19 protein-coding genes and 1 tRNA gene are annotated in these 26,770 nt (G+C 65.2%); 13 read left to right on the forward strand and 7 right to left on the reverse strand.

Going from position 1 to position 26,770, the window contains the following annotated elements; all coding sequences use genetic code 11:
- The first annotated feature begins 243 nt into the window (after positions 1-243).
- A complete protein-coding gene (locus ACZ1JY_RS05045) occupies positions 244-1,788 on the forward strand; it encodes a sensor histidine kinase (protein WP_465130574.1) in 1,545 nt (514 codons plus the stop codon).
- Positions 1,785-2,468, forward strand: a complete 684-nt coding sequence (locus ACZ1JY_RS05050; protein ID WP_465130575.1) for a response regulator transcription factor — start codon at positions 1,785-1,787, stop codon at positions 2,466-2,468. Before ACZ1JY_RS05045 ends, ACZ1JY_RS05050 begins: the two co-directional genes overlap by 4 nt.
- Positions 2,469-2,723: 255 nt before the next feature.
- Here ACZ1JY_RS05050 and ACZ1JY_RS05055 read toward each other — a convergent pair.
- Positions 2,724-2,800, reverse strand: a tRNA-Met gene (locus ACZ1JY_RS05055).
- Between the two features lie 128 nt (positions 2,801-2,928).
- Entirely contained in the window at positions 2,929-3,825 is an 897-nt protein-coding gene (locus ACZ1JY_RS05060; RefSeq protein ID WP_465130576.1) for a sterol desaturase family protein, read from the reverse strand.
- A gap of 216 nt (positions 3,826-4,041) precedes the next feature.
- Here ACZ1JY_RS05060 and ACZ1JY_RS05065 point away from each other — a divergent pair, with 216 nt between their 5' ends.
- The 10 genes from ACZ1JY_RS05065 to ACZ1JY_RS05110 all read left to right on the forward strand — a co-directional run bounded on the left by ACZ1JY_RS05065 (position 4,042) and on the right by ACZ1JY_RS05110 (position 16,711).
- Positions 4,042-5,121, forward strand: coding sequence for a putative urea ABC transporter substrate-binding protein (locus tag ACZ1JY_RS05065; RefSeq protein WP_465130875.1), 1,080 nt, complete (start codon positions 4,042-4,044; stop codon positions 5,119-5,121).
- A gap of 28 nt (positions 5,122-5,149) precedes the next feature.
- On the forward strand, positions 5,150-5,965 hold the full coding sequence (locus ACZ1JY_RS05070; protein WP_118073543.1) for an ABC transporter permease: 816 nt from the start codon (positions 5,150-5,152) through the stop codon (positions 5,963-5,965).
- Positions 5,962-6,720, forward strand: a complete 759-nt coding sequence (locus ACZ1JY_RS05075; RefSeq protein WP_118073542.1) for an ABC transporter ATP-binding protein — start codon at positions 5,962-5,964, stop codon at positions 6,718-6,720. Before ACZ1JY_RS05070 ends, ACZ1JY_RS05075 begins: the two co-directional genes overlap by 4 nt.
- Positions 6,720-7,193, forward strand: coding sequence for a CopG family ribbon-helix-helix protein (locus ACZ1JY_RS05080; protein ID WP_062347447.1), 474 nt, complete (start codon positions 6,720-6,722; stop codon positions 7,191-7,193). Before ACZ1JY_RS05075 ends, ACZ1JY_RS05080 begins: the two co-directional genes overlap by 1 nt.
- The gene (locus ACZ1JY_RS05085; RefSeq protein WP_465130577.1) at positions 7,190-8,026 is read left to right on the forward strand and encodes an urea amidolyase associated protein UAAP1; all 837 of its coding nucleotides are present in this window, start codon (positions 7,190-7,192) and stop codon (positions 8,024-8,026) included. The genes ACZ1JY_RS05080 and ACZ1JY_RS05085 overlap by 4 nt, the downstream gene beginning before the upstream one ends.
- A gap of 11 nt (positions 8,027-8,037) precedes the next feature.
- Positions 8,038-8,673: an urea amidolyase associated protein UAAP2 gene (locus tag ACZ1JY_RS05090; RefSeq protein WP_205525298.1), complete on the forward strand. Its 636-nt coding sequence runs from the start codon at positions 8,038-8,040 to the stop codon at positions 8,671-8,673.
- 8 nt (positions 8,674-8,681) lie between these two features.
- Entirely contained in the window at positions 8,682-12,278 is a 3,597-nt protein-coding gene (gene uca, locus ACZ1JY_RS05095; RefSeq protein WP_465130876.1) for an urea carboxylase, read from the forward strand.
- Positions 12,275-14,044, forward strand: a complete 1,770-nt coding sequence (gene atzF, locus ACZ1JY_RS05100; protein WP_465130578.1) for an allophanate hydrolase — start codon at positions 12,275-12,277, stop codon at positions 14,042-14,044. Before uca ends, atzF begins: the two co-directional genes overlap by 4 nt.
- A gap of 131 nt (positions 14,045-14,175) precedes the next feature.
- Entirely contained in the window at positions 14,176-15,102 is a 927-nt protein-coding gene (locus ACZ1JY_RS05105) for a Vgb family protein (RefSeq protein WP_118073539.1), read from the forward strand.
- 139 nt (positions 15,103-15,241) lie between these two features.
- On the forward strand, positions 15,242-16,711 hold the full coding sequence (locus tag ACZ1JY_RS05110; RefSeq protein WP_465130579.1) for an HWE histidine kinase domain-containing protein: 1,470 nt from the start codon (positions 15,242-15,244) through the stop codon (positions 16,709-16,711).
- A 2-nt stretch (positions 16,712-16,713) separates the two neighbouring features.
- On the opposite strand, the gene ACZ1JY_RS05115 is transcribed toward ACZ1JY_RS05110, so the two are convergent.
- The 5 genes from ACZ1JY_RS05115 to putA all read right to left on the reverse strand — a co-directional run bounded on the left by ACZ1JY_RS05115 (position 16,714) and on the right by putA (position 25,824).
- Entirely contained in the window at positions 16,714-17,226 is a 513-nt protein-coding gene (locus tag ACZ1JY_RS05115) for a hypothetical protein (protein ID WP_465130580.1), read from the reverse strand.
- 124 nt (positions 17,227-17,350) lie between these two features.
- Positions 17,351-19,006: an FAD-binding protein gene (locus tag ACZ1JY_RS05120; protein ID WP_465130581.1), complete on the reverse strand. Its 1,656-nt coding sequence runs from the start codon at positions 19,004-19,006 to the stop codon at positions 17,351-17,353.
- Positions 19,007-19,049: 43 nt separating this feature from the next.
- Positions 19,050-20,399, reverse strand: coding sequence for an aromatic ring-hydroxylating oxygenase subunit alpha (locus tag ACZ1JY_RS05125; protein WP_465130582.1), 1,350 nt, complete (start codon positions 20,397-20,399; stop codon positions 19,050-19,052).
- A 13-nt stretch (positions 20,400-20,412) separates the two neighbouring features.
- On the reverse strand, positions 20,413-21,459 hold the full coding sequence (locus tag ACZ1JY_RS05130) for a nuclear transport factor 2 family protein (RefSeq protein WP_465130583.1): 1,047 nt from the start codon (positions 21,457-21,459) through the stop codon (positions 20,413-20,415).
- Between the two features lie 771 nt (positions 21,460-22,230).
- A complete protein-coding gene (gene putA, locus ACZ1JY_RS05135) occupies positions 22,231-25,824 on the reverse strand; it encodes a trifunctional transcriptional regulator/proline dehydrogenase/L-glutamate gamma-semialdehyde dehydrogenase (protein ID WP_465130584.1) in 3,594 nt (1,197 codons plus the stop codon).
- 90 nt (positions 25,825-25,914) lie between these two features.
- On the opposite strand from putA, the gene ACZ1JY_RS05140 reads away from it, so the two are divergent.
- A complete protein-coding gene (locus ACZ1JY_RS05140; RefSeq protein WP_465130585.1) occupies positions 25,915-26,379 on the forward strand; it encodes an Lrp/AsnC family transcriptional regulator in 465 nt (154 codons plus the stop codon).
- Positions 26,380-26,770 lie beyond the last annotated feature (391 nt).

The raw sequence follows: 26,770 nt of genomic DNA on the forward strand, positions 1-26,770 counted from the left end.
CTTGCTGAACCAGACGTACGGCCTGTCGCATTCATGGAAATTTAATCGGCCAATTCGTTGATCGGAAAGCGTTGTCAGGACAATGTGAGCGCGAGGTCAGGGCGTGTGCCGGTGCTTGAGCTCGAAGCAGCGGCGCATGCAGGGGAATACCATTTTTATGTTACAATCGAAGCGAGGCGTTTCATCGCCCGACGCCAGGCATAGTGCCCGCAATCGCTTCGCCATGCTGCGGGCGATTTGCACATGAACGCGCTGCGCCTGAAGCTGTGGGTGTCGTTGGTGTTCGTGCTGTTCATCGTCGCGGTGCCCGGTGTGATTGCCAACCATGCGGTGAAAGTCATCCGTGCGCAGCAGGCCAGGTCGGAAGCCTCGTCGCAATCGCTCAGCGCGTTCCAGCGGCTTGCCGTTCTGGGATACACCCTCCAGCAAGAGCGCTACACCGATCCGGCCGCTTTCGTACAGGACCGCGAACTCTACATCGATGGCGTCCGCTCCCACGTCACCAATGCGGAGCGTTACATCAACGCCGAGATCAAGATGATCAGCGAGACGCCGCTCAAGCGCAAGCAGCGCGCCTCGGAGATAGAAGAAGAAGTCCAGCAGCGGGAAACCCTGAAGAAGATCGGCGCCAGCCTCGAGCGTTCGCTGAGGGGCGATAAACCGGATACGGTCTGGGAAGACCTCGTCTTCGAAGCGATCAAGATCGAGGAGCGCGAGGCAAAGGAGTATCACCGCAGCTCGATCGAGACGTTCCAGGGCGTAATCGATACCCTGACGCTGACGGTAACGGTTGTGACCGTTTGCGGCCTGCTCGCCGTCTTCTGGGGGCAGCGCCAGCTGATCCGCCCGCTCGGAAACCTCCTGCAAGGCACGCGCGCCATGGCCGAAGGCGATTACAACCCGCGCGTGCCCATCGTCGGCACAACCGAATTCCGCGCAATCGCCGAGAGCTTCAACATCATGGCATCTCGTGTCGGTAAAAGCGCTGATACGCTTCGCAGGTCCAACGAGGAGCTTGAGCGGGCCGTTGCCCGGCGCACCAGCGAACTTGCCGCAACCAACCGTTCGCTTGAGCGCTCGAACCGGCTGCGTCAGCAGTTTCTGGCCGATGCCAGCCATGAACTGCGCACCCCCCTTTCCATCATGCGCAGCGAAGCCGAAATCACGCTGCGCAATACCTCGGCTCAATCGGTTGACCTGCGCAGCGCGCTGGATCGGGTGGTCCGCTTGTCAGAGCTCATGGCCGAAATGATCGAGGACATGCTGAACCTGGCGCGTGCAGAAGAGCCGATGCTGCACACCACCATCGAACCGGTCGACGCGGTTGCGGCAGTGACCGACAGCATCGCCGACTTCCACCGCGTCATCGAAGCAGACGGCGGGCAGATCGTGCTTCACGAGGGGCCCTCCAGCGTCATCGTCGAAGGCGACGAAGCACGCCTCAAGCAGGTGATCCGCATCGTCGTCGACAACGCGGTGTGCTATTCCACTCACGCCCCCAATGTCGAAGCATCGGTCGGCGTGGAAGAGGATCAGGCCGTCATAACCATCACCGACCACGGCGATGGCATTCCCGCCGAAGATCTGCCCTACCTGTTCCAGCGGTTCCGCAGGGGCAGCAGACGTAGCGGCAGCGGGCAAGGTCTTGGCCTGTCGATCGCCCGCTCGATCACCGAAGCCATGGGCGGAACAATCAGCCTGACCAGCCGGGTCAACGTCGGCACGGTCGTCACCATACGCCTCCCTCTAATGTCGTCCGATGTGCCGACAGATGGTGCAAGCTCATGAAACTGCTTCTCATTGAAGATGAGGTCGAACTCGCCGCAACGCTGCACCGCGGCCTTGCCCAGGAGGGCCACAAGGTGACGTTGGCAACCGACGGCACCACCGGTCTGGAATTGGCGACGAACCTTGCGTTCGACTTCATTCTTCTGGACGTGAACCTGCCGGATATGAGTGGTTTCGATCTGTGCTCGGCCCTGCGCGAAGCTGCCGTGGCAACACCCATCATCATGGTAACCGCCCGCGACGACGTGGCGGACCGCATCCGCGGTCTCAAGGGTGGGGCGGATGACTACTTGCCCAAGCCCTTCGCATTCGAGGAATTGCTGGCCCGGATGGATGCGGTCAAGCGCCGGATGGAGCGACACCATTTCAGTCCGATCCAGCCCGACGGCAGTCTTACCGTGGGCGATCTGCACTTTGACCCCCGGACAATGACCCTCACCCGCGCCGGGTCGCCGGTGCAGTTGACGGTCAAGGAGATGGGCGTGCTGCGGCTGCTGATGGAATCCCCCGGCACCGTCATTTCGCGAACCGAGATCCTGCGTGCGGTGTGGGGCATCGAGGACGATCCGCTGACGAATATCGTCGAAGTCTACCTCAGCCGCCTGCGCCGCAAGCTTCACGCGCTGGGCCCGCCCATCGTCGAAAACGTCCGCGGCTTCGGCTACCGCCTCACGGCCTGAAGGCTGCACCGCTCGAAGTGACGGTTACTGGAGTGTCGCGTCACAGCGCGACACGGCACGACATCGCGTGCTTGGAGTCAATGCCAGGCCAGCCGCACGATCAAACCCAACTTGCCAAGGCGCGCCACGTCTTGTGCGGCGCCACAAGTGCAGGCGACCGTCACTCATACCGGCAGGTTCCGAAACGCCTGTTCGGAGGACTGCCGCGCCTCTGGCAAGAGCCGCGACTATATATCTGATCTTGCGGGAAATGCCTGGTAGCGGAGGAGGGACTCGAACCCCCGACACGCGGATTATGATTCCGCTGCTCTAACCTGCTGAGCTACTCCGCCCCGTTGCGCGGAACCGAAGTCCGCTGGGCAGGTCGGGCCTCTAGCTGTGGCCGCCTGTCCGGTCAACCGGGTAAGCAGGATTTTTTACAGCTCCTGTGGCAGCCCTCGCCCGACCGGCGCAAACGTCGTTACGCCACGCCATTGCTGCCCGCCTGCCCACCAGCGCGCCGTGCCTGCCACGCCTTGACCAGCGGCACGAAGGGGAAAACCCACTGCTCGCGGATAGACAGCCGCCTGCGATCATCCTGCCCGACGATACTGGCCTCACCTTCCTTGTAGGTTCCGAAGATGCGATCGCACAGGATCAGCGAATTGCCATAGTTGCAGCGCGTATCCTCGTAAGGGACCGAGTGGTGCAGGCTGTGGTGGCGGATCGTGGTGAAGAACCAGGAATAGAACTTCGGCGGGTCCGATCGCACATTGGCGTGCGCAAAGGTCGAGATCACCCCCGTTGCGCCGAATGCGCCCAGCACCGCTGCCTGCGACACGTCGAACAGCACGACGATGCTCAGGCTGATCAGCACCAGCTCGATCGGGTTGCCCACCGCGCCCTTCATCGCGTTCAGTTGCGTGATGTGGTGGTGCGGCGCATGGGTCAGCCAGAACGGCGTCCAATTGTGCATCAGGCGATGCATCCAGTACTGGCCGAACTCATAGACGAACAGCACCAGCGCCACTTGCGCCAGGAACGGCATCTCCGCCGCCCAAGGCGTGGCGATCCCCGCTGCCTTCTTGAAGGCCATCAACGGCGCTTCGCCAACAAGCTGCGAAACCTCCGAAATCAGCGTCGCGTTCAACACCATATAGAACAGGTCGGTGAAGAACTCCTGGCGGTTCATCCGCCACCCGGCATGACGCTCTAACACCAGCTCGAGTCCCAGCACCCATGCCGTTACGAGCACTGTCATGATGATCGCGGTCCAGGTGCTTTCCACCCAGGCTTTCGGAGCAAGTCCCCAGAACGAAACGACAATCGCCAGCGTCACCGGCGGCAGCATATCGACTGCAAATTTCCTGATGTTCATGTTGCTTGCCCGCAAACCCCTGAACTGAACCCGTATACCAGACTTAGGCCCAACCCGCCAAACCGGGCGCTACGTCAATCGACGTATCCGCACTTTCGGCCGGGCAGGTATTACCAAAGCGGCTGATCGTAATACCAAGGACTCTCCGGTCCGGGGCAGCGATCAAGCTTACTCCACGAAGGGGAATGGCTGGTGCTACAGGCTTTTGCGACGCAGATCGGTGCCAATCTTGGAAAGGTCGGCAAGACCGCGCTGATCGCAGCGACCTTGGCGCTGGCCTCCTGCTCCGGCGGTGAAAAGGTCGCTGAAAAGCGCACCGAATTCAGCATCGGCTGGTCGATCTACGCCGGCTGGATGCCCTGGCCCTATGCCCAGCAGGCCGGCATCGTGAAGAAGTGGGCCGACAAGTATCACATCAAGATCAACGTGGTGCAGGTGAACGACTACGTCGAGTCCGTGAACCAGTACACCGCCGGCAAGTTCGACGGCGTCACTGTCGCCAACATGGACGCCCTCACCATCCCCGCCGCAGGTGGCAAGGACACCAGCGCCATCATCGTCGGCGATTATTCCAACGGCAATGACGGCATCCTGCTCAAGGGCGCAAACTCGCTGGCCGCGATCAAGGGCCGCCAGGTCTACCTCGCCGAGCTCTCGGTCTCGCACTACCTGCTCGCCCGCGCGCTCGGCAACAACGGCATGGCGCTGACCGACGTCAAGACGATCAACACTTCCGACGCCGATATCGTCGCCGCCTTCGCCTCGCCCGATGCCACAGCTGCGGTCGCATGGAACCCGCAACTCTCGGTCATGGCCGCACAACCCGGCGTGTCGAAGGTCTTTACCTCGGCCGATATCCCCGGCGAAATCCTCGATCTCCTCGTCGTCGATACCGCCACGCTCAAGGCCAACCCCGATCTCGGCAAGGCCCTCGCCGGCATCTGGTACGATACGATGAAGGTGATGACCGCGCAGAACGAGCAGGGCAAGCAGGCCCGCGCCGCAATGGCCAAGCTCGCCGGGACCACGCCCGAAGTCTTCGAGGCGCAACTCAAGACCACGTTCCTCTACGCTCAGGCCAAGGACGCGGTCGCCGCCACGCAGGACGCAAAGCTCATCGAGACCATGACCCGCGTGCGCGATTTCAGCTTTTCCAAGGGCCTGTTCCCCGGAGCCTCCTCGGCCGATGCGGTCGGCATGGCCTTCCCCGGCGGCAAGACGCTCGGCGATCCCGCCCGCGTCACCCTGCGCTTCGACGACAGCTTCATGAAGCTCGCCGCCGACGGAAAGCTCTGATCTCCTCGATACTTCGGGACACTTCCTCATGCGCTGGGTAAACCGCGAACCGGACCGCAAACAGCGCCTCGCGCTCGGTGCCGTGCCGATCCTGCTGCTGGTCATCGTCTACCTGTTCGCCGCCTATTCGCGCCACGCGGTGAACCCGGCAGACAAGATCCTGCCCCTGCCCTCCGGCATGGCGACGGCGCTCTGGGCGCAGATGACCAAGGCAGACGTGCTTTCCGGAACAGTGGTGTTCTGGGCCGACACCCTCGCCAGCCTCCAGCGCCTCGGCCTTGGCCTTGCCATCGCCACGCTGATGGCGCTGCTGGTCGGCCTCGTCCTCGGTGCCCTGCCCCCGGTCCGCGCCACTTTCGGACCGCTCGTCACGGGCATCGCCGTGATCCCGCCCATCGCTCTCCTGCCGATCCTGTTCGTCGCGCTCGGCCTGGGTGAGACCGCCAAGGTCGCCCTGATCGTCATCGGCATCGCGCCCGTGATGATCCGTGACGTTGCCGGCCATGTCGGCACCCTGCCCCGCGAAATGCTGGCCAAGGCGCAGACGCTGGGCGCGGGAAGCTGGCAGATCCTCATCCGCGTCGCCCTGCCGCAGGCCATGCCGCGCCTGATCCTCGCGCTGCGCCTCGCGCTGGGCCCGGCATGGGTGTTCCTGATCTCGGCAGAGGCCATCGCGTCCGATGTCGGCCTCGGCTACCGCATCTTCCTCGTCCGCCGCTATCTCGCGATGGACGTGATCATCCCCTATGTCGCGTGGATCGCTCTGCTCGCCATCGCCATGGACTGGGGCCTCAGGACCTTGAGCCAGAAGGCGTTCCCCTGGGCTCACGGAGCAAGCCATTGAGCGCGCTCCTCTCCCTGCGCAACGTCTGGGTCGAATATGGCGACCGCGTGGTGCTCGAAAAAGTCGATCTCGATGTCGACGAAGGCTCGTTCGTCTCGGTCGTCGGCCCCTCGGGCGCGGGCAAGAGCACCTTCCTGCGCGTCGTCCTCGGCCAGGAAGTGCCGACCTCGGGCACGATCACCCTCGACGGAAAACCCTTGGCGCGCGAATGCGGCCCCGATCGCGGCGTGGTGTTTCAGCGTTACTCGGTCTTCCCGCACCTCACCGTGCTGCAGAACGTGATGTTCGGCCTCGAATGCACCAAGGCCCCGCTGCTCGCGCGTCTCTTCGGCGAGGCAAAGAAGCGCGCCGCCGAAGAAGCAACCGCCATGCTCCAGGCAGTGGGCCTTGGGGACAGCCTGAACCTCTACCCCAGCCAGATGTCGGGCGGCATGCAGCAACGCTTGGCAATCGCGCAGGCCCTGATAATGCGCCCGCGCATCCTTCTGCTTGACGAGCCGTTCGGCGCGCTCGATCCGGGCATCCGGGCCGACATGCACGTGCTGATCCGCCAGCTCTGGCAGGACTTCGGCCTGACCATCATCATGGTCACGCACGACATCAAGGAAGCCTTCTCGCTCGGCACCCGCGTCCTCGCCCTCGACAAGCGCCGCCACGATCCCCACGCCCCCCACCGCTTCGGCGCGACGGCGGTCTACGATCTCACCCTGCGCAAGGACGCACCAGCGCTTGAGCCGGAACCGGAAGCGGCGTGATGTCCAGCGAACCCGCCAGCCTCGCCCGCCTCAGCATGAGCCTGCCTGCGGACCTGTTCCGCAAGCTCGACATGATGGTCGAGGAACGCCAGCTCCCCTCGCGCTCTCAGCTGATCGCCGAACTGATCCGCCACGCCCTCGCCGCGCACGAGGCACTGACCCGCCCCGACGAGATTCTCGCGGGCACGATCACCCTTGTCTATCGCGGTGACCGGGGCCGGGTGCGCCAGCAGCTCGCGGGCACGCAGGCCGATTTCCAGACCGAAGTGATCTCCACCCAGCACGTCTTCCTCAAGGACGACCAGTCGCTGGAAGTCCTGCTGGTGCAAGGCCCCGCCGCCCGGCTCAAGGGTTTGGCGGATGCCCTGCGCCGCGTGCGCGGGGTCCAGCAGCTCCAGCTCGTCACCACCACCGCCCTGCTGCCGCCTCTGTCCGAGGCTGGCCCCGGATCGAAGAAAGGAGCCGCCGCATGACCGCCGCGCCCACCTCAACGCTCGCGAATCCCAACGCCGCCCGCGACCATGCCCGCTCCATGGCGGGAACGGTCGTCGAAGCCATGCCAATTCTCCCGCCTGTCGCCAGCGACCTGCCGGCAGGGATCAGCGCCGATGACCTGCTCTGGGAAGAAACCGTCGCCCCCGGCGGCTACGCCACCCGCCGCCTTGCCCGTGGCACCCGGTTGCGGCTGATCGACGTGAAGGGCGATGCCTGCGCCTCGTTGAACCTGTTCAACGCCGAAATGCCGACCGAGCGCCTGAACTTCGCCGATACGGTCAAGGTGCAGTGGAACGCCTACCTCGGCACCGGCAAGCTCCTGCTGTCCGACATGGGCCGCGTGCTGATGAGCATAGAGGCCGATGACGCAGGCACGCACGATTGCTTCTCAGGCACCTCGAACGCCGCCACGAACCTCGCCAAGTACGGCGAAGGCCGCAACAGCGGCGCCTATCCCAACGGACGCGACCGCTTCCTTCTGGGCGCGGCCAAGCACGGCCTCGGTCGCCGCGATGTCCACCCCTGCGTCACCCTGTTCAAGGGCACCCGCATCGAGGACGACGGCACGATCACCCCGCTCGTCGGACCCTATGCGCCGGGCCGCAGCGTGGTCCTGCGCGCCGAGATGGACGTGATCGTGGTTGTCACCAACGTCCCCCATGTCCTTGATTCAAGGCCGGAATACTCGGTTACCCCGCTGCGCCTCACCGCCTGGCGCGGGTCAGTCACCGCCGAGGCTGACCCCATTCGCAACGCGACGCCGGAGGGCCAGCGCGCCTTCCTCAACGTCGAAGACTATTACCGCCGCTGAAAAGGACAGGCCTGATGACCGATCCCCATATCTCCGGCCTTTCCGGCACGATCGTCCACGACGAGATCGTCCCCGCCCGCGCGCCCTGGGCGCACCACGTCAAGCAGGGCGAGACGCTGCGCATCGTCGATCTCGAAGGCAACCAAGCGGTCGACTTCCTGATCTACAGCGCCGCCGACGATTCCGAACGCTACAGCGCGCAGGATACCGTCGCCGCACAGGGCAACCTGTTCCTGCGCGAAGGCACAGTGCTGCTTTCCAACGAAGGCCGACCGCTGATGACCATCACCGGCAGCGCGGTCGAATACCACGACACGATCGGTGGCGCATGTTCTTGTGAATCCAACACCTTGCGCTACGGACATCACACCAAGTCGCAACATGCCTGCGTCGAAAACTTCCTTGAGGCCAACCTGTGGGAAGGCCGTGGCAAGCGCGACATCGTCTCCAACATCAACTTCTTCATGAACGTGCCGGTCGAGGCCGATGGCGCTCTGGGCATCGTCGACGGCATCTCCGCCCCCGGTCTCACCGTCGACCTTCGCGCAGAGATGGATGTGATCGTCGTCGTCTCCAACTGCCCGCAGATCAACAACCCCTGCAACGCCTTCAATCCCACCCCTGTCCGCATGATCGTCGCCGCATGACCGCCCCCATTGCCTTTGACACGGTCCTTATCGCCAATCGCGGCGCCATCGCCACGCGCATCATCCGCACCTTGCGCAAGATGAGCCTGCGCTCGGTCGCGGTCTATTCCGAGGCGGACGAAGCCTCCCTCCACGTCGCGCAGGCTGACGAAGCCGTGTGCATCGGCGGGGCGCGTCCGTCCGAAAGCTACCTCAACATCGCCGCGATCATCGATGCGGCCAAACGCACCGGCGCAGGCGCGATCCATCCGGGCTACGGCTTCCTTTCCGAAAACACCGAATTCGCCGCCGCCTGCGCCGAAGCGGGCATCGTCTTCATCGGCCCCACGCCCGACAACATCCGCACCTTCGGCCTCAAGCACAGCGCGCGCGAACTCGCCGCCGCCCATGGCGTGCCGCTTGCGCCGGGCAGCGACCTGCTGACCAGCGAGGACGAAGCCCTCGCCGCCGCCGAGGCCATCGGCTTGCCCGTAATGCTCAAGGCCACCGCAGGCGGCGGCGGGATCGGCATGCGCGTGTGCGAGACCGCTGACGACATCCGCGAAGGGTTCGCCGCCGTCGCCCGCCTCGGCCAGAGCAACTTCGGCGATGCCGGAGTCTTCCTCGAACGCTTCGTCCGCCGCGCCCGCCACGTCGAAGTGCAGATCTTCGGCGACGGCGAAGGCCGCGTCGTCGCCCTGGGCGAGCGCGACTGCTCGTTGCAGCGCCGCAACCAGAAGGTGGTCGAGGAAGCCCCCGCCCCGATCCTCCCCGAACCTGTCCGCCAGGCGCTCTACGCCGCAGCCATCCGCCTCGGCGAAGCCGCGCGCTATCGCTCTGCCGGAACCGTAGAATTTCTCTACGATTCCGAGCGCAAGGAATTCTTTTTCCTGGAAATGAACACCCGACTGCAGGTCGAACACGGCGTGACCGAGATGGTCATGGGCGTCGATCTGGTGGAATGGATGATCCGGGGCGCCGCCGGTGATTACAGCTTCCTCGACACTGCGCCGACCACCCCCAACGGCCATTCGGTGCAGATCCGCCTCTACGCCGAAGACCCGGCACTCGATTACCGCCCCACCTCGGGCACGCTGACCTGCGTCGAATTTCCCGCCGACATCCGCGCCGAAACCTGGGTCATGGCCGGCAGCGAAGTCAGCGCCTGGTACGATCCCATGCTCGCCAAGCTGATCGTCCACGCGCCGACCCGCGAGGCAGCGGTAACCGCGATGCAGGAGGCACTGGCCAAGTCCCGCGTCGACGGCATCGAGACCAACCTGCGCTGGCTGCGAAGCGTCGTCGCGGCCCCTGCCTTTACTTCAGGTGAAGTCTCAACACGTGCGCTGGAAGACGTTGTTTTCATGCCGCAATCCATCCGCGTGCTAAGCGGTGGCACCGCAACCACCGTTCAGGACTGGCCCGGCCGCCAGCACCTCTGGGCGGTCGGCGTGCCGCCGTCCGGCCCGATGGACGACCAGTCCTTCCGCCTCGGCAACCGCCTGCTCGGCAATCCCGAAGGCACCGCCGGACTGGAAATGACCGTCACCGGCCCCACCCTGCAGTTCGCAGCCGATGCCACCCTGTGCCTCACCGGCGCAGACTTCGGCGCAACTCTCGAAGGCAAACCGGTAACTCGAGGGCAACTCTTCGAGGCAAAGGCAGGGCAGACGCTGGTCATCGGCAGAGCAAAGGGCGGCGGCATGCGCGGCTACCTGCTCGTCGCAGGTGGCTTCGACATCGCCCCCTACCTCGGCAGCCGCAGCACCTTCGAACTGGGCCAGTTCGGCGGCCACGCCGCACGCCGCCTCGTCGCAGGCGATGTGCTCCACCTCGCCAACGAACCGACCGGCGAACCGCTCAGCCCCCCAGCCCTGCCCACGCTCCCGAGCGACTGGTGCGTGCGCGTGCTCTATGGCCCACACGGCGCGCCGGACTTCTTCACCGAGACCGACATCGACATGGTGGTCACCGCTGAATGGCAGGTCCACTACAACTCCAACCGCACCGGCGTGCGCCTTGTCGGCCCCAAGCCCGAATGGGCGCGGCGCGATGGCGGCGAGGCGGGTCTGCACCCCTCCAACATTCACGACAACGCCTATGCCATTGGCGCGGTGGACTTTACCGGCGACATGCCGATCATCCTCGGCCCCGACGGCCCCTCGCTGGGCGGCTTCGTCTGCCCGTTCGTGGTGATCGCGGCGGATCGCTGGAAGATCGGCCAGCTCGTCCCCGGAGACCGCGTCCGCTTCGTACCCGTCACCATGGACGAGGCCAGTGCCGCCGACCGTGCGCAGCAGGAATACCTCGCCACCGGCACCAGGCCCGCCTCCAGCCGCCCCTGCGATGCCGCCACGCAGACGCCGATCCTTGGCACGATACCCGAAGCCCCGGGCCGCCCCGGCGTTGTGTACCGCCAGCAGGGTGATCGCAACATCCTTGTCGAATACGGCCCGCTGGTGCTCGATCTCGAACTGCGCATCCGCGTCCACGCGCTGATGACCGAGCTTGAGCGCATGGCCCTACCCGGCGTGATCGACGTAGTGCCCGGCATCCGCTCGCTCCAGCTGCACTTCGATGGGCGCAATCTGACGCAAGCCGAGGCGCTCGCCGCGCTCACGGCGGCAGAAGAACGCCTCGGCGATCTCGAGGACTTTGCCATCCCATCGCGCATCGTCCACCTGCCGCTGAGCTGGCGCGACCCCGCCACCATCGAGACCATCGAGAAGTACATGAGCGCGGTGCGCGACGATGCGCCATGGTGCCCGGACAACATCGAATTCATCCGCCGCATCAATGGCTTGCCAGACGTTTCTGCGGTCGAGAACCTGATCTTCGAGGCGAGTTACCTCGTCATGGGCCTCGGCGATGTCTATCTCGGCGCGCCGGTTGCCACCCCGGTCGATCCACGCCACCGCCTCGTCACCACCAAGTACAACCCGGCGCGCACCTGGACGCCGCCGAACGTCGTCGGCATCGGCGGGGCATACATGTGCATCTACGGCATGGAAGGCCCCGGTGGCTACCAGCTGTTCGGCCGCACCGTGCAGGTCTGGAACACGCATCGTCAGACGGCAGATTTCATCGAGGGCAAGCCCTGGCTCCTGCGCTTCTTCGACCAGATCCGCTTCTACCCGGTCAGCGCCGAAGAGCTGGCCGAATGGCGCCGTGATTTCCCCAGCGGCAAGCGCGCGCTGAGGATCGAACCCTCCGAATTCCGCCTGTCCGACTACCGCAAGTTCCTGGCCGACAACGCCGAGGACATCGCCGCCTTTGAAGCCCGCCGCCAGTCCGCATTCGATGCCGAACGCGCCGAATGGCAACGCCGTGGCGAATTCGACCGCGTCAGCGCCCTCACCGAAAGCGAAGCCTCGGCGGAGGACGCGGTGGACGTGCCCGAAGGCGCAGACCTGATCGAAGCCCCGTTCGGCGGCAGCGTGTGGAAGCTGCTGGTCCAACCCGGCGACACCGTGGCGGCGGGCGAGACGATCGCCGTGATCGAGGCAATGAAGATGGAATGTCCGGTCGAAAGCCCCGGCGCGGGCACGGTCGCCGCGCTCTACATCAAGGAACGCCAGCCGCTACAGCCCGGCACACCCATGCTCGCCCTGCGGAGGAGCGCATGACCACGCTCGACCGCCGCAGCGCCGCCGCCATCGCCGCCAGCGTCAATTCCGGCGCCACCTCAGCCGTCAGCGTGATCGAGGAAACCCTCGCCCGCATCGCCGCCTACGACGCAATCCAGCCGCAAGTCTGGATCAGCCGCGCCACGGCGGAGGACCTGCTCGCTCAGGCCCGCGCCATCGATGCCCGCGTGGCCGCAGGCGAAGTCCTGCCGCTGGCCGGCGTGCCCTATGCCGCGAAGGACAACATTGACGTCACGGGCCTCCAGACCACCGCCGCCTGCCCCGCATTTGCCTATGCGCCAGCCGAAGACGCCACGGTCATCGTCCGGCTCAAGGCCGCAGGCGCGATCTGCATCGGCAAGACCAACCTCGATCAGTTCGCCACCGGCCTCGTCGGCACGCGCAGCCCCTATGGCATTCCGCGCAATGCCTATAACCGCGATTACGTCAGCGGCGGTTCCAGTTCCGGTTCGGCCATCGCGGTTGCCACAGGACTCGTGCCCATCGCGCTCGGCACCGATACCGCAGGTTCCGGCCGCGTGCCCGCGGCGTTCAACCACCTGATCGGATTCAAGCCGACCAAGGGCCGCTGGAGCACCAAGGGACTCGTCCCCGCCTGTCGTTCGATAGACTGCATCACCGTTTTCGCTTCCGACACCATCGACGCTCGCCTGGTCGACCACACGCTGGCCGGATTCGACGCGGGCGATCCATGGTCGCGCCAACTTCCCGAAACTGCGCTCAACCCCAAGCGCATCGGCGTCCCCCGCCGCGATCAGCGCGCGTTCTTTGGCGACGGTGAGTCCGAATTCTTCTACGATCAGGCCCTCGCCACCCTCGCGCAGAGCGCCGAAGTCGTCGAGATCGACATCGCCCCGCTGCTCGAAGCCGCGCAACTGCTCTATGGCGGACCATGGGTGGCCGAACGCACCGCCGCCATTGCCACATTGCTCCGTGACACCCCCGAGGCCGTCGACCCCACCGTGCGCACCGTCGTCGAAGCCGGGTGGGACAAGACCGCCGTGGAGCTTTGGAACGGCGTGTACCGCATGGCCGAACTGAAGCGCCATGCTGACCAGTTGTGGGAAAGCGTCGACATGCTCGCCTTCCCCACCACCGGCACCACCTATCGCGTCGCCGAGCTGGCGGTTGCGCCGGTCGCGCTCAACAGCAACCTCGGCTTCTACACCAATTTCGTGAACCTGCTCGACATGGCCGCCGTGGCGGTACCCGCAGGCACCCGCCACAATGGCACCGGCTTCGGCATCACGCTGATAGGCACTGCCGCCACTGACCGCGCCCTGCTCGATGCTGCCGACCGGTGGCTCGAAGCCGCGAACCTCACTCCCCCACCCCCGCTCGACCTGGAGGGCAAGATGCAGACCGTGAAACTGGCCGTCGTTGGCGCACACCTCGAAGGCATGCCGCTGCACTGGCAACTGACCTCGCGCGATGCGAAGTTCGTCGGCGCGTTCGAGACCGCGCCCACCTACAAGCTCTACGCCATCGCCAACAGCGTGCCACCCAAGCCCGCGCTGGTGTTCGATGAAGGCGGGGCGGCAATCAAGCTTGAGGTCTATGAGCTCGGCGTGGCCGAATTCGGCAGCTTCACCGTCGAAGTCCCGCCCCCGCTCGCCATCGGCACGGTCACGCTGGCCGACGGCAGCAGCGTCAAGGGCTTCGTCGCGGAACCGCGCGCGCTGGCCGGAGCCGAGAACATTACGCACCTTGGCGGATGGCGCGCTTACATCGCCTCGCGTAGCTGAGTTTTTGAAGACGCAACCGTCGTAAGACCACCCCCAACCCCTCCCGCATGCGGGAGGGGAGCGAGACTTATCGAACGAAGTGAGATTAGTCGCAGCGGGGTGGGCTTCCGCAGCTGTCAGTTAGGAAATCGATGCTCCGCAAACTACTTCTCGCCGCCGCCGCTCTCGCCCCGACTATCGCCCACGCGCAGGTCGAACAGGCACAGACAGTCCCCGGTTTCGCCGATTTCCTCGCTGTCGATGGCGACGCGGTCTGGGCGACCAATCGCGGCAAGGTCGAGAAGTGGTCGCGCACCGGGAAACTTGCGGAAGTGGCGATCGCCCGCCCCTGCGGCGCGATGACCGTGGCCTTCGGCTCGCTGTGGGTGGCCAATTGCGCCGATGGCTCGCTGGTGCGGATCGATCTCGAAACGGCGAAGATCACCGCCACGATCCCCACCGGCATTGCCAACCAGAAGCAGGGCGAACTGATCGTCGCCAATGGCGCAGGCGCGATTTGGCTGGCAAGCAAGCCCGAAGGCGCCGTTGCCCGCGTCGATCCAAAGACCAACACTGTCGTGGCCTCCATCCCGGTGGACGCCGACACCTGGTACGTCACCTACGGCTATGACGCCGTCTGGGCAGTGAGCGCCACCAGGCAGACGCTGCAGAAGATCGATCCCGCCTCCAACACCGTCGTCGCCCGCGCCGCGCTCGGCACGATGCCGGGCTTCCTTGCCGCTGGCGAAGGTGGCGTATGGGTGCAGGAACAGGGCGACGGCACGCTTGTCCGCGCCGATCCGGCCACGGGACAGGTCGTCGGGCGGGTCAAGGTCGGCGCGAACCTCAAGTGGGGCGACATCGACACCGGCGGCGGCATGGTCTGGCTGCGCACCACTGACGATCAGGTCTGGGCGGCGATCGACCCGGTGACCATGACCGTCGCGCAGCGTGGCGGCAAGCCTGCCGGAAGCGGTGCGCTGCGTTACACGCCCAAGGGCATATGGACCTCGGCGCACGATGTGCACACGCTGTCATGGTGGCCTGCAAACGGATTGGCGGCAGCGCCCACCCCCTGATCTGTCGCCCCTGCCCCAAGTTCACTAACCTATCTTGTGACATCTCGGCCAGCAGCGTCCTACTTCGCCATAACTGCCGCTTTTTCAATGGCTCAGCATTGTGCAGGGATTGCCACGAGGGCAAACTCGGGCAAGATGGATGCGCGCAGCCATCCTGCTGCGCCTGCACATGCCGAAAGGGCAATGGGGGATGCATCCGGGTCGCCAGAAGGGCGAAGCGCACCTGTTTGGCCGTTGGCCGTTCTCGCTCTGCCACGTCTTCATGGGCCAGCCGGTCCATGGCGTGCTGTCGGCGTTCGGCCTGATTGCGCTTGCTCTTGTGGTTCGCATCGCCATGGGCACGCCGCCGCCTGCGCCGCTCCTGCCTTTCTATCCATCCATTGTCATCGCGACGTTTCTTGGCGGCCGCCTGCCGGGGTACACGGCGGCGTTCCTCGCGTGGTTGTGTGCCGGTTACCTATTCCTCGATCCCGGCGCTGATCTCGAAATGCAGCCGGGCGCGCCGCTCGCCATGCTGGTTTACATCCCCAGCACCATAATCGTCCTCGAAGTCGTGCACTCGCTCTGCACCGGCGCGATGAACCTCATCGCGGCCAAAGCGGCGCTTGAACGCGAAGGTCGCGATCAGGCACAACAGAAGGCCCATCTGCTGGGCGTGATCGACGAGTTGCAGGCGATCTATGACGAGGCCCCTGTCGGCGTGGGCCTGCTTGATGGGGATCTCAAGTTCGCCCGCATCAACACGGCGCTGGCTGAGATGAACGGCTTTTCGGCCGAGGAGCATCTCGGAAAGAGCGTCTGGGACCTTCTCCCCGACCTGCGCTCCTCGGCCGAACCGCTGCTGCGCAAGGTCCTGGAAAGCGGCGAAGTGCTGCGCGGGGTCGAGATCACCGGCGAAACCCCGGCGCAGCCTGGCGTGAAGCGCACCTGGTCGGAAGTGTTCTACCCTGTCCACGGCGCGGACGGCTTCCGGCGGGGCGTCGGTATCTTCTGCGTCGAGATCACCGATCTGAAGCAGGCGCGCGAACGGGAAGACCTGCTCACGCGCGAAGTCGATCACCGCGCGAAGAATCTGCTCGCGGTGGTCCAGTCGATCGTCCAGATGATGAAGGCGCAGGGCACTGTCAGCGATTTCAAGGAAGCCCTGATGGGGCGCATCGCCGCCATCAGCCGCGCCCACAGCCACCTTTCGGAGAACCGCTGGAACGGCGTGAGGTTGCAGGCCCTGATCGAAGACGAACTGACCCCTTACGGGATCGACTTCGCGCTCGGGGACGAAACCTCTAACCTCATTCTCACGTCGGCCACCGCCCAGGCGCTCGGCATGGTTCTGCACGAGCTGGCGACCAATTCGGCAAAGTACGGCGCGCTTTCAACGCATGGCAGCGTTGAGGTTACCTGCACCAGCACGTCCAGAGATGACGCGGCACTGGTGCTGACGTGGGCCGAAACGGGTGGTCCACCCGTCTCGGAACCGTCCGTACGCGGTTTCGGAACGCGCCTGATAGAGCGGTCCGTCACCCACGGTATCGGAGGGGAACTGGATTACCAGTTCCGCCCCGAAGGCGTATTCTGCGCCATCAGCATTCCGCGCACGGCACTGCGATAGGGTCAGATCATGCGCGGCGTGGTCGCGTTGTGGCCACCATTGCGTTGCAGCACTTCGGAAACCTGACGGCTGTCGGCAAAGTCGTCCTGCACCGTAACCACCACAGCGCCGTCCTTCATGCGGTCATTGTAGTAGGTCGCGTCATCGTCGCTGATGCCGTGCTTGGTCAGCACTTCGTTGAGCGAGCCGCCGATGGCACCCAGCGCCGCACCGATGCCGATTGCTTCAGGCACGGCCGAAGCGGCAATCGCACCTGCCGCAGCCAGCGGGCCGACGCCGGGGATAGCCAGTGCCGCCACGCCCAGCCCGGCGCCCAGCGCGCCACCGCCAAGAATGCCGCGCAACACGTTGCGGTGATGCTCGTCGGTCACTTCGCCATCACCAGAGCGGATCGTGGTCGTGCCACCGTGGTGGGCGATCACGGACATCTGGGTGTCACGTACTCCAAGCCCGCGCAGATCGCTTACGGCGCGTTCGGCTTCGGCGTGGGTGTCGAAAATGGCGGATGCCGGCATATCAATCTCTCCTGAGGCGTTGAGCGGAGAGAAGCCCTGTGCCCGGCCGCTGTTCCGCCCCGAAGGACGAACCGACCGGCCCATGCGACGGCAGAGCCCGCTGGCGGGGCTCTGCCAACATGGATCAATGGTTGGAGATATGCGTGCCGAGATGCTTGCCCGCGAGGTATCCGAAGGTCAGCCCCGGTCCGAGCGTACCGCCCGCGCCGCCATAGACCTCGCCGAGCACCGCCGCCATGGCATTGCCAGCGGCATAAAGCCCCGGGATCGGGTTGCCGCTCCAGTCCACCACCTGCGCGTCGGCATTGGTCTTCGGGCCACCGGCCGTGCCCAGAGCGCCCGCTTCCATCTTCACCGCATAGTACGGTGCCTGATCGATCATGCCCAGCGTGCGGTACGGCGGGTCGAACGCCATGTCGCCCCACATGTAGAAGTTGTCGTAAGTGGTGTCGCCGCGGTTGAAGTCATCGTCATGGCCGTTGCGGACCATCTGGTTGAAGCGGGCAACTTCCGCTTCAAGACCAGCCGGATCGATGCCGGCCTTTTCCGCCAGTTCCGCCAGCGTCGCTGCCTCGATGGCATAACCCGGCGTCGGTGAGCCCGGCAGCGAGTTGAACAGCGGGTACTTGTCGCGATAGCGCTGGTCGATGATCAGCCAGTACGGCAGGTTCGCGTATTCGTGGGTGCCGCCTTCGAAGGCATGGAGCGACTTGCCCAGCGCGTTGTAGTTCGCCGCCTCGTTGACAAAGCGCTTGCCCTTGCGATTGACGAGGATCGCGCCGGGACGCGCGCGCTCGTCCGAACCCAGCATGTAATTGGGCTTGGCATTGCGGTGCTGCGGCTTGAACTCCAGTGCGCTCTGCATCCAGAAGGCATTCTGCATGTTGCCAAGCTGCGCCCCGGCCTCGATCGCCATGAGCAGGCCGTCGCCTTCGTTCTCGGGCACGCTCACCGGGCCGGTCAGTGGTCCGCGGATGAAGGCCTTGACCAGGGTCTCGTTCCACTCGAACCCGCCCGTGGCGATGACCACGCCGCGCCGCGCCCGCACGCGGAAGTCCTTGCCATTCGCGTCCTCGGCCACCACGCCGATCACCCGCTCACCGTCCTTGACCAGCTTGCGCGCACGCTTCTCGAACTCGACCGGGATGTTGCGCTCGATCACGCCGAGGAACAGCGAGCCGACCAGCGCCTGCCCCAGCCCGCGATAGTCACCAGCCTCGCGCTCGGCCATCGTGGCTTCGTCGAGCGTGCCGCGCGTCGCCTCGATCAGGCTGCCGCGCAAGGGATAAGCCATCTTGCTCGGATTGACGCGCGCCGCCCACTTGCCCAGCCGGGCAAAGCTGAACGCCTCGTTGTCGAGCGAGCGACCGCCATCGGGCTTGGCCCCGGGCGAATAGGGCTGATAGTCCGGAAAGTCGGAGAACGAGGCCATGCGCACCGGCGTATTGTCTTCAAGGAAGCGCAGCATTTCCGGCCCGCCCTGCATGAACGCCCACAGCGTTTCAGGATCGAGCGCGCCCGGCGCCAGGCTGTCGAGATAGGCGACAACGTCCTCGTCGGACTCCTCGATCCCCGCCGCCAGCTGATGATGGTTGCCCGGAATCCACAGCATCCCGCCGGACATTGCGGTGGTGCCACCGACCATGCCAGAACGTTCGAGGATCACCACTTCCTTCGCGCCGTGATCATGGGCTGCGATGGCGGCCGTCAACGCCGCACCGCCTGATCCCAGTACGACCACATCCGCTTCGAGGTCCCACGTCATCTCACCGCCACTCATCTGATTTTTCTCCGGAAAAATTCTTCTGGTGTTGAGTGCAACTTCAGCGGCCCTGCCGCCCCTCGATCCAGTCATTCAGCACTTCATGGAAGAACCGGATGCGTGTCTCCTGATCCGAGAGGTAGGCGTCGGTGTACCCGCGCGAGTGCATCCCCGCCTGCATCGCCTCGGCCAGTTCCATGTCCTGATAGACGATCTGCCCGGCCAGTTCCGGCACCCCTCGCCCGCCGTCGAACACGCGGTGTTCGCACTCGGCCACTTCGCGCAGCGGCTTCATCCCCGCCATGATCGACTGAACCTCGGTCTGACCTTCCACCGGGAAAGCCATGCACCACAGGTCGAAGTAGCACTTCTCCGGATCGGTCGCGTGCGGTTCGCTGCGGAACAGGATCAGGTTGTCGGGCAGGAAGCTGATCGTCACGTTGGGGAACATCACCGTGTGCGGGCTGTCGGTGATTTCCTCGTCGTCCATGTGCTCGTAGTGGAGATAGCCCTTCTCGCGCCACAGCTTCTGCTTGGCCGCCTTGAGATCAAGCCAGCCCTGCATCGCGAAGTCCTCATAGGTCGCGTAAGCCGCGGGATCGATGTCCCACTTGGCCAGCTCGGCCTCGAACATCGCATTGCCGCCGCCCTCGGGCCGGTCCGACAGCGAGGGCCGCATCGGTTGCACCGTCCGGCCATGGCCCTTCGGCCACATCTCGTGCCTTGCAGAGTCCACGTCCTGATCGATCCACGGCGGCACTTGCGGGTGCGCAGTGCGGGTGTGGTAGCTTTCCGAGAAGTTGTCGGTGACGAACTTCCAGTTGGCGTTGATCTCGATCCGGTACCACGCCACCCGCACGGCCTTGTCCATCGGGTAGTTCTTGTACAACTCGGGCATCGGCTCGAGAAAGTCCATCAACGAAGGACTGTCGTCCGACATCGAATACCACACGAACCCGCCCCAGCTGTCGCAGCGCAGCTCCTTCAGCTTCAGCTTGCCGCAGGGGTTGCCCGCCTTGAAATCGACATCGGCGTCCTGCGCGTGTTCCAGCACCCCATCGATGCCCCACTTCCAGCCGTGATAGGGGCAGTGAAACGCCTCGACCGAGCTGGAATCGTGGACCATGCGCATGCCGCGATGGCCGCAGGAATTGTAGAACGCGCGGACCGAGCCATCCTCCTGGCGGACCGCGATGACCGATTCCTTCATGAAGTTGTGGACGAGGAAATCGCCCGCCTCGGGAATGTCGGCAGTGCGCCCGGCAATATGCCAGATGCGCGTCCACATGTGGTCCCATTCATCTCGCGCGAATTCGGGCGAGTAATAGCGGTCACCGGTGATCGCATCGCCGCGCAGGTGCGAAGGATCGCGCCCGTCCATCGGCAAGGGAACATATCCGCGAAGGCCCATCATGCGTTCTCCCTCACGCCGCCCAGTGGGCATGGACCGGGTCCTGCGGCCCGAAGCAGCCCCGGATCGTCAGCGCCTCGTAGAAGCCATCGCGCTGCATCGTCGATTCATGCGAATGGCTCCAGTCGGCCACGAAGGTCCGGCTCTGGATCAGCCAGCGCCCGCCTGTCTTCACATAGCGGTCGATATAGCGCCCGCCGGTCAGCACTTCGGTGCCTGCCTGCACCATTTGCGCGATCACGTAATGCTCGCCCACCGCTTCATCGCCGCGCACCTCGACCCATTCGTTGGCCACCGAATGGAAGCACATCTCCAGATTGCCGGAGACGAACGCGGTGATCTCACGGGCAAAGTCCTTGCCCGATCCGTTGACCACGCCCGAAATCACCGTGGAATCCTCGGTGAAGATCGAGGCGAGCAATTCCGCGTCGGCCCGGTCCACCCCGCGCGCATAGGCCATGCACAAATCGTGGATCTCGGCGCGGGCGAGCGCTGCATCCAGCGCGGCTTCCTTGTTCGGTGACGTGGACATCGTTGTATTCCTTGCACTTGCGGCGTGGAAGGCGAGCAGCGCCCGGCCTGGATCGGCGGCACCCTTGCCGCCTGCGGGGACGAAGTGATCAAAGCCCGTCGGCGGATCGGCGCGCACGGCGCTGTTGGGGCGGTTCACATTGCCGTCGAGCACATAGGTCCGATGGCTCAGCCGCCACTCCCCGTCGCGACACTCGTGCCGGTCAAGGTAGCGCCCCAGCACGAACCGCTGCAGTTCCGCCTCCTCGACATAGGCAATCACATAGGATTCCGAAGTCGCCCGCTCGCCATCGACCCTGATCCAGCAGTTGGACGTGCGATGCAGCGTCGGCAGCGCCCCCTTCTGCGCCCCGGCCAGGATCTCCACCAGCGTCGCGGCAGGCCCGGCATAGAACCCGTAATCCACCGTCGCATCGGCATGATAGGCCGAACCCAGCAGGTTCGCATCCGCCCGGTCGACGCCCCGACTGTGATTGGCCAGCGCATTGAGAATGCCATGGCGCGCGATCAGATCGTCGGCAGTCAACACCGTCCCGGCACTCCACTCTCCCAGCCCTTTGAAAACAGGACCTTGCTTTGAGCCGCCAGAAAATCAGGCAGCCTTGCCGGTTTCATCGCAGAGGGGAACGGCCAATGCCTACTGGCGCTTTTGGCAGGATGGGACGGAGCGGGATCAGATCCTCGGCTAATCCTCCCCTTTTTCACAAAGTGCAAAAGGGGAGGTGGCAGCGCGAAGCGCTGACGGAGGGGTAAACTGGCGGAGGAGTAAAATCGCTTCCCGCCCCTCCGTCATTCGCTAATGTGAATGCCACCTCCCCATTTGTGCTCCGCAAAAACGGGGAGGATCAGCGGCAGCTTCTGGGCAATCTGATCCATAAACGGTCCAAAAAGACGCGACGCCGTTGCAGACATCGAACACTTCGGCGAAAACGTCTCCAGGTGACCTAGGTGGCTGACATGAGAAAGATTGTAAGGCGTGACTATCTCGCATTGGCAGCACCAGCTTTATTGCTGGTTTTCGTCGCTATCCTAAAGGGGCTAGATGAGGCAGTGGGCCTAGCGATTGTCATTGTGCCATTCGTCATTTGGCTGTGGGTGCGCCAGATCCGAAAATATCCTGAGGACACTTGGCGACCACGCATCTGAGAAGGTCTGTTTCCCACCCCAAACCAGCCCTTCACCCCTCAACAGCGATTACGCAAAACCCGTCGTCCCGGACTTGATCCGGGACTTGGCATCTCTTGCCTCCGCACGCCCGCTCAAATCGCAAGCGCGCCTCCCGCGTTACCAAAGCCACCCCTCACCCGATCATCATCAAGCTCGCATTCCCGCCCGCCGCGGTCGTGTTGATCGAGGTCGATACCTCCTCCAGCAACCAGTCGCAATTCCACGCCAGCGGCGCGCCCGTATCGGCCGCGTGGACGGTGACGATCGGCCCGTCCAGCGCCGCCACCTCGGCCAGCACCGCCCGCACCCACTCCGTCCCGCCTTCGACCAGCGCGACCGAATAACCCTCGCCCCCGGCAGCAAAACGCCGCGCCACGCTCTCCGGCAACCCATCCGGCAGGGCCATCCCCTGCACCACGCCGCGATTGCCGGTGGCAAGCACCGCCGCCATCTGCTCGATCAGCCCGCCCCGCGTCTCCGGCACCAGCAGCACCACCCCGCGCGGATGCAGCGCATAGAGATTGCGCTCGCCCACCGGCCCCGCCAGCTCCAGCTCCGCGCCCAGCGCGGAGGCTTGGGCATAGCGCCGCGCCTTGCGCGCAAGCTCGGCCTCGCCCTGCGCGTCGAGCCAGTCGGCAAGGTCCTGCGCTGCGCCCGGCACGCGCCCCCCGCGCCCGGCAAACACCGGCGCGCGCCGCACCAGCCGCCCCAGATAGAGCGGCCCACCCGCCTTCGGTCCCGTCCCCGATAGCCCGCGCCCGCCGAACGGCTGCACGCCGACAATCGCGCCGATCACGTTGCGGTTGATGTAGATGTTGCCGACACGGATGCGCGCGGTGACGTTCGCCACCGTCTCGTCCAGACGCGTGTGCAACCCGAAAGTCAGGCCATAGCCACTGGCGTTGATCTCGTCGATCAGCCGGTTGAGCCCCTCGCGCCGGAAGCGCAGCACGTGCAGCACCGGCCCGAACACCTCGCGCCCAAGGTCCGCCATGGAGCCGATCTCGATCACCGTCGGCGCCACGAAGGTTCCAGCCGCGCATTCCTCCGGCAGCGCCATCTGGCTCACCTCGTGCCCCCGCGCCCGCATCGCCTCGACATGCCGCTCGATATTGGCCTTGGCCTCCGCCGTAATCACCGGCCCGACATCGACATTCAGCGCGTCGGTCCGCCCGATCCGCAGCTCCTGAAGCGCCCCCTTGAGCATGGCGAGCGTGCGGTCCGCCACTTCCTCCTGCAGGCACAGCACCCGCAGCGCCGAACACCTCTGCCCCGCGCTGTCGAAGGCCGAGGCGATCACGTCGGCCACCACCTGCTCGGCCAGCGCCGAACTGTCGACCACCATCGCGTTTTGCCCGCCGGTCTCGGCAATCAGCGGGATCGGCCTGCCGTTTGCGGTGAGCCTGCCCGCCAGTTGCCGCTGGATCAGCCGCGCCACCTCGGTCGATCCGGTGAACATCACCCCCGCCGTCTGCTCCGCGCCCACCAGCGCCGCGCCGATCGCGCCATCGCCGCAGACCAGTTGCAGCGCATCCTCCGGCACCCCCGCCTCGTGCAGCAGGCGCACCGCCTCGGCGGCGATCAGCGGCGTCTCCTCAGCCGGCTTGGCCAGCACCGTGTTACCCGCCACCAGCGCCGCCGCGACTTGTCCGGTGAAGATCGCCAGCGGGAAGTTCCACGGACTGATGCACACCACCGGCCCGAGCGGCACTTGCGCCGCCCCGAACGTCGCCCTTGCCTGCGCCGCATAATAGCGCAGGAAATCAATCGCCTCGCGCACTTCGGCAATGGCATTGGGCAAGGACTTGCCCGCCTCGCGCATGATCAGGCCAAGCAGCACCGGCATCCGCGCCTGCATCGCGTTCGCCGCCCGCTCCAGCCGCACCGCCCGGCTCGCCACCGGCTCATCCGCCCAGCGCGAAGCTGCCGCGCGTGCCACTGCGGCAGCGGCCTGCTCCGGCGAGACTTCGGCCACATGCCCCACCACGTCGCGGTGATCCGCCGGGTTGAGTACCGCCCGCCCCTCGCCCACCCCCGCACGCCAATCCGCCGCAGCACTGGCCTGCAACTGAACCGTCAGCCCTTCCAGCACCGCCTCGGAGGCCAGATCCAGCCCCGCCGAATTGCGTCGGTCGGCATAGAGATCGCACGGCAGCGCAATCCCGTCATGCCGCGCCCCCGGCTGCGGCATCGCCCGCACCACCTCCACCGGATCGGCCACCAGATCCGCCACCGGCACCGCCGGATCGCCAATCCGGTTCACGAAACTGCTGTTCGCTCCGTTCTCCAGCAATCGCCGCACAAGGTAGGCCAGCAGCGTCTCATGCGTCCCCACCGGAGCATAGATGCGGCACGGCCGGTCGAGCTTGTCAGCGCCAACCACCTGCCGGTAAAGCGGCTCGCCCATGCCGTGCAGGCACTGGAACTCGTAGTCCTCAGGCCGATAATCCGGCCCGGCAAGGTGGTAGATCGTCGCCAGCGTCTGCGCATTATGCGTGGCAAACTGCGGGAACACCGCATCGGGCGCCGCCAGCAGCTTGCGCGCGCAGGCTATATAGGCAACGTCGGTATGGACCTTGCGGGTATAGACCGGAAAGTCTTGCAGCCCCTCCACTTGCGCGCGCTTTATCTCGGCGTCCCAATACGCGCCCTTGACCAGCCGCACCATCATCCGCCGCCCGGCCCGCCGCGCCAGATCGACGATCCAGTCGATCACCATCGGGCAACGCTTGCCATAGGCCTGGATCACGAAGCCCAGCCCCTGCCAGCCCGCCAGCTCGGGATCGGTCGCGAGGCTCTCCAGCAGGTCGAGCGAAAGCTCCAGCCGGTCGGCCTCCTCGGCATCGATGTTCAGCCCGATGTCATAACCCATGCACAGCTTGGCCAGCGCCTTCACCCGCGGCAGCAGCTCGTCCATCACGCGGCTCGCCTGCGCCCGCGAATAGCGCGGATGCAGCGCCGAAAGCTTGATCGAGATCCCCGGACCTTCCACGATCCCGCGCCCTGCCGAAGCCGCGCCGATCACATGGATCGCCTTCTCGTAATCGGCATAATAGCGCGCCGCGTCCGCCGCCGTCGTCGCCGCCTCGCCCAGCATGTCGTAGCTGTAGCGGAAGCCCTTGGCCTCCAGTTCGCGCGCACGGCCAACCGCTTGCTCGATGGTCTCGCCAGTCACGAACTGCTCGCCCATCATGCGCATGGCAAGGTCCACGCCGCGCCGGATCACCGGCTCCCCGGCCCGCGCCACCAGCCGCGTCAGCGCCGCGCCAAGGCCCCGATCGTCTACGCTGCTGACCAGCTTGCCGGTCACCGCAAGCCCCCACGATGCCGCGTTGACGAACAGCGAGCGTCCGCCGCCGAGATGCGCGCTCCAGTCGCCATCGGCAATCTTGTCACGGATCAACGCATCGCGTGTCGCCGTATCGGGAATGCGCAGCAGCGCCTCAGCGAGGCACATCAGCGCCACGCCCTCCTCGCTGGAGAGCGAATATTCCTGCACCAGCCCTTCCACGCCCGTCCCGCGATGCTCGCTGCGCAAAGCCGTCACCAGCTCGCTCGCCGTCGCGCGAATGTCCGCGCGCATGTCGCCGGGCAGCGTCGCCGCGCGCAGCAAGGGCGCAAGCGCCTCGGCCTCGTCGATCCGCGCGGCAGCGGTGATCGCGCGGCGCAGCGGCGTGACAGGACGGACAGGCGGGGCGAACGAGGCGAATGGCGTGATCATGCGCATTGACATACCACGAGCCTTGGCGGCAATCTGACCGAACAAGGTTCATATCCGAGCCTGATTACCTTTTATTCTGGTCAATCGAGAACGAAAATGCACAAATCCGGCCTGACTCCGGTCGATCTGGACGATTACGATCGTAAGATCCTCAAGGTCCTGCAGGCCGACGGTCGCATTCCCGTCACCGCGCTTGCCGAAAAGGTCGGCCTGTCCAAGACCCCCTGCCAGGTCCGCCTCAAGCGGCTGGTCGAAGGCGGCGTAATCCGCGGCTTCGCCGCCCAGGTCGATTACGCGCGCCTCGGAATGGACCACATCGCATTCGCCGAAGTGAAACTGTCCGACACCCGCGACAAGGCCCTCGCCGAATTCAACGCCGGCGTCCTGCGCATCCCCGAGATCGAGGAATGCCACATGATCGCCAGCAGCTTCGACTACCTCCTGAAAGTCCGCACCCCCGACATCCGCCGCTATCGCACGGTGCTGGGTGAAAAGATCTCCAGCCTGCCCCACGTGGCAAGCACATCGACCTTCGTGGCGATGGAGACGGTGAAGGAGTAAAGTGGGAGTGGAACCGATATCCTGTTAATTTAGAACCGAATTGCGGCGGCACTTTACTTGGTGCCCAAACCCTTTCGTCGCCCCGGGCTTGACCCGGGGGCCCGCTTTTCTTCTTGCGCTCCCTCGTAACCAAGAAGCGGGATCCCGGGCCAAGCCCACGATGACGGTGAAGGGTGGCGTTGAAGGACCTTGACAAAACAAACCATATAGGTTATACGCCCCGCCCACAGGTCAGGAGAGGGCACAAGGCCAACCCGCTCCTCTCCCTTCGGACGCTGAGGCACCGCCAAGGCTTCCGGCGCGATCGGTGCGGCAGGTGCGCGCGGGTTCAACGAGGGGCGTAAAGCCCAAGACCCACCGGGCAAACCTTCGTCGTTACCCAAGGACAGAC

The organism is Novosphingobium sp. BL-A-41-Hi4B-X5A, assembly GCF_055521705.1.